The organism is Planktosalinus sp. (assembly GCF_059864935.1).
The window spans coordinates 1-4,772 of the sequence record NZ_JCBCCK010000486.1; the positions used below are offsets into that span (position 1 = coordinate 1).

Genomic DNA, 4,772 nt, shown 5'->3' on the forward strand with positions numbered 1-4,772 from the left:
TGCCATCATGTGTGTGGGTAACGGCACTGCCTTTATTGACATAACTGATCCTGTTAACCCCATTTATCTGGGCAAACTTCCCACACATACTAGCAACAGCACCTGGAGAGACGCAAAAGTATATGACAACCATGTTTTTATCGTAAGTGAAGCTTCGGGACATGGGATGCAGGTATTTGATTTAACCCACTTGCGCAATGTCAACAATCCACCGGTGACTTTTAACCACGATGCGCATTACAACGGTTTTGGGCGTGCCCATAACATTGTGATTAACGAAGAAAATGGTTTTGCTTATGCAGTGGGAACTCAACAATTTAGTGGTGGACCCTACATTGTAAATATTCAAACCCCAACCAACCCCTTTTTTGTAAACGGCTATAATCTTGTGGATTATACGCACGATGCCCAAGTGGTTTTTTATTCAGGACCTGACCTAGACCATGTTGGTAAAGAAATTTACATTGGCAGTAACGAAAATGAAGTGGTTATTTTGGATATAACCAACAAGAACAACATTCAAATCATAAGTACAGCACAATATACAAATGTGGGCTATTCACACCAAGGATGGCTCACAGAAGACCATCGCTTTTTTCTGATGGGAGATGAACTCGATGAAGTCGGTTTTGGGTTCAACACCCGAACCGTGGTCTTCGACTTTACAGACCTTGACAATCCTTTTCAGTCGTTTGATTATACCGGACCCACGCCTGCCATTGACCACAATGGTTATGTAAGGGGTGATAAATATTATCTGGCCAATTATCATGCAGGATTAAGGGTTATAGATATTTCAGACATCGACAATCAGGTGATGACTGAGGTGGGTTTTTTTGACACTTACCCAAGTGATAATGACGTGGGCTTCAGTGGTGCCTGGAGCGTATATCCTTTTTTTCAAAGTGGAAACATTGTAATTAGTGACGTTAACCGTGGATTCTTTTTGGTTAAAGACCCCAATTACATGTCAACAGAAGCTTTTGAAAAAACTCAAATCACGCTTTTTCCAAATCCGACGAAAGATTATTTAACGATTAAATCACAGGATTCCAGCTTAGGTTCTATCCGGATTTTAAATACTTTAGGCCAAGAAGTACTTTATTTTGACGAAAGAAATACATTTTCCAGAACCATTGACGTTTCAACATTAAATAGTGGAATGTATTTCGTAATCCTTAACGGTAATACCTCAAAAAAATTCATTAAAAATTAAACATGTTACCTAAATATTATGCCGTAAAACTAATACTCATTTTCATTTTTTTTGCCTTTACCGCTTGTAAAAAAGATGACGGCATAACTACTGATGACAATTTGCCTTTGACCTTTACAGGTGAAATTGAATGGGCAAAAACATTCGGTGGCTCCTTCGAAGACGATGTCAATTCCATCATAGAAACTCCAGATGGCGGTTATGTGGTTTTGGGATACACATTAAGCAACGACGGAGACATTAAAGATAAAACAACCACCGATGCTGACGTGTGGGTGTTCAAGCTTAATCAGAATGGTGAGTTACAATGGAGTAAAACCTTTGGCGGCTCAGCCGATGATCGCGGCACAAAAATCATCAACACTACCGATGGTGGTTATGCAGTTATTGGCTTTACTCGCAGCGATGACGGCGATGTTTCTTTAAACCATGGCTTTTATGATTTCTGGTTGCTAAAACTGAATGCTTCCGGAAACTTGCTTTGGGAAAAAACCTTTGGATTTTCAGGAAACGACCAAGGTCAGTCCTTACTTCAAACTTCAGACGGAGGTTATTTTCTTACCGGTTTTATGGATTTTGAAGGCAGGGCAGCTCAAAACCCCGGGCTGAACAAATCATCAAATCGCCACGGAGTAGGTGAATTTTGGGCTGTAAAAACCAATAATTCAGGCAATGAAGTATGGAACCAATATTATGGAGGGACAAACAACGATCGCGCTTATGATGTCGTTCAAACACCGGATGGCGGATTTATGATGGTGGGAAATTCTGAGAGTGATGATTTTAACATTACAAACCCTCTGGGCAGTTATGACTACTGGGTTGTGAAAATTGATGATGAAGGCAATCTCCAATGGCAACAAAATTATGGCGGTTCAGGAATTGAAATTGCTTATGCAATTACAAGAACAATGGATGGAAACTACCTTATTTTAGGTGACACCAGAAGCACAGACCAACAGGTGACCAACCCCAAAGGAAATGCCGATACCTGGTTGATAAAAATCAACGAAACAGGCGATTTGCTTTGGCAAAAAAGCTATGGGGGCTCACAGTTTGACACAGGAAGAAACATCGCCGAAACACCCGACGGCAACCTGATTGTATTCGGCACTTCAAGAAGCAGCGACCAAGATGTGAGCAACAATTACGGGCAAAGTGATTTTTGGCTCATCTTGACAAATGCCAACGGAAACCTTATTTTTGAAAAAAATTATGGCGGCAGCGGCACAGATTTTGGAACCGATGCCATCTTCACCTCCTCCGGTCAAATTGTTTTGGCCGGCAGTTCAGAAAGTAGCGATTTTCATGTGCCCAATAATCAAGGAGGAAAAGACGTTTTAATAATAAAGCTAAAAAATTAAAAACATCATGAAAAAGATTCTAATTCTATTAATTGCTATTCCGGTTTTTGTTTCGTGCATTAGCGATGACGATATGGCCACTATACCGGCAACCCTTACATTCAAAATCGCCCATAACTGGGACGGGGAATTCTTCAGTAATGACGATTTAGGTTTAACCACTTTTACAAACGAAAACGGTGATGAGCTGATGATTGAACGACTGCGCTATTTGGTTTCCAACATAAGACTTTACAGGGAAAACGGTTCCAGCATGCTCCTGCAAGGTTATCAGTTGGTGGATGTTTCAAATACCGGTTCGCTTACTTTTACACTGAACGAAAACCTCCCGGAAGGAGATTACATTATGGTGTCATTTACTTTCGGTTTTTCTGAAGAATTCAACAGCAGCGGCATCTATCCCAATTTAAATTCCACTTCTTGGAACTGGCCTGATAATCTGGGAGGGGGTTATCATTTCCTTCAGATGGATGGCACATATACCACCACTGAAGGGCAACAACCATTCAACTTTCATATGGGAACAGCCCGTGTGGGTGAAGGTGTTTTTGAAGCCAATTATGTCGATGTGTTTCTTAACCGCAATTATTCCATTGAAGGAGATACTAATTTTGAATTCAGGATGAACGTGGCCGAATGGTTTAAAAATCCGCATACCTGGGATTTAAGTGAATACAACACTGATCTGATGATGAATTATACCGCGCAAAAAATGATGAGTGACAACTGTGGAACCGTCTTCAGTTTGGGTCCTGTAACAACTCCATAATGAACTTTCGGGTAATTTACTTGCTTTTGGCTCTTATAATTTTGGCGTCATGTTCATCAAACGACGAGGGCCAAAGTTATGTGGCCACACCTATGCCGCTTGAAATGCCTGACGTTTTCGCTTTATATCTCGAGTCTCCTGTAATTCCCGCTGACAATCCCCAAACAATTGAAGGTGTTGCTCTTGGAAAAAAATTATTTTTTGACCCCATACTCTCCGGCAAAGGCACCCAAGCCTGCGCTGATTGCCACCGCCCGCAAAATGCCTTTTCAGACCCGAGACAATTCAGCATTGGCATCGATGGTATACCCGGATTCAGAAACTCTATGCCCTTACAAAACTTAGCTTGGAATTATACAGAAAAATTTTTTTGGGATGGAAGGGCAACCACACTGGAGGAACAAATTTTTGAACCGGTGACCAATCCCATCGAGATGAACAACACCTGGCCCAATACTGTAGCAAGCCTGCAAGGCCATAATGAATATCCGGAACTTTTCAGGGATGCATTTGGCTCTTCAACCATAGATTCAGTGATGGTGTCCAAAGCCATAGCACAATTTGTAAGGACCCTTATTTCAGCAAATTCACGCTTTGACCGACACGTCTTGGGCGAAAACATTTTAACCCCTCAGGAACTCAACGGATTTAATGTGTTTATGTCTGAAGACAAAGGCGATTGCTTTCATTGTCATGGCAATTTTTTCAACCCGCTGTGGACAGACAACACTTTTCACAACAACGGATTGGATGAGATTTTTGCAGACATCGGACTTGGTGGCGTAAGTGGCGACCCGCGTGACAATGGCCGGTTTAGGGCACCTTCTTTGCGCAACTTGCTTTACACCTCGCCCTATATGCATGATGGCCGCTTTGAAACCATTGAAGAAGTCATCAACCATTACAGTGAAGGATTGGTTTTTTCTGAAACCATAGACCCACTGATGAAAGCCGTTGCTCAGGGCGGTGTACAACTTTCTGAAGAAGACAAAGCAGACTTAAAAGCGTTTTTGCTTTCACTTTCAGACCCCGGCTTTATCAATAATCCTGATTTTCAGGATCCGGATTAGCAGATATATCAATAATTTACTATTTCAAAAACCTATAACCCTATCTAATTTTATAATTAATCTAACACTATTTACCACTGGAAAAATTGTATATTTGCGGCACTATTTAGAACAAATCTACTTAAGATGATAAAAGTAAGCGATACTGCAAAATCCAAAATCTCCCAGCTCATGGCTGAAGAAGGTTTTAATGTTTCTAACGACTACGTGAGAGTGGGCGTGAAAAGTGGTGGTTGCTCCGGTTTGTCTTATGAATTGAAGTTTGATAATTCATCCCGTGATGAAGATAAAATTTTTGAAGACAATGCCGTGAAAATCATCATTGATAAAAAAAGTTTTCTTTATCTGGTAGG

The 4,772-nt window shown here is 41.0% G+C and carries 5 protein-coding genes; all 5 read left to right on the plus strand.

What is annotated here, in order from left to right:
• A partial coding sequence (locus tag AC6F75_RS14105) for a choice-of-anchor B family protein (protein ID WP_500715726.1) occupies positions 1–1,216 on the plus strand: 1,216 nt, incomplete at its 5' end.
• 2 nt (positions 1,217–1,218) lie between these two features.
• The gene (locus AC6F75_RS14110; protein ID WP_500715727.1) at positions 1,219–2,580 is read left to right on the plus strand and encodes a hypothetical protein; all 1,362 of its coding nucleotides are present in this window, start codon (positions 1,219–1,221) and stop codon (positions 2,578–2,580) included.
• A 7-nt stretch (positions 2,581–2,587) separates the two neighbouring features.
• On the plus strand, positions 2,588–3,349 hold the full coding sequence (locus tag AC6F75_RS14115) for an MbnP family protein (protein ID WP_500715728.1): 762 nt from the start codon (positions 2,588–2,590) through the stop codon (positions 3,347–3,349).
• A gap of 41 nt (positions 3,350–3,390) precedes the next feature.
• The gene (locus AC6F75_RS14120; protein WP_500715729.1) at positions 3,391–4,419 is read left to right on the plus strand and encodes a cytochrome c peroxidase; all 1,029 of its coding nucleotides are present in this window, start codon (positions 3,391–3,393) and stop codon (positions 4,417–4,419) included.
• A 126-nt stretch (positions 4,420–4,545) separates the two neighbouring features.
• Positions 4,546–4,772, plus strand: a 227-nt coding sequence (locus tag AC6F75_RS14125; RefSeq protein ID WP_500715730.1) for an iron-sulfur cluster assembly accessory protein, incomplete at its 3' end; no start/stop codon positions are given.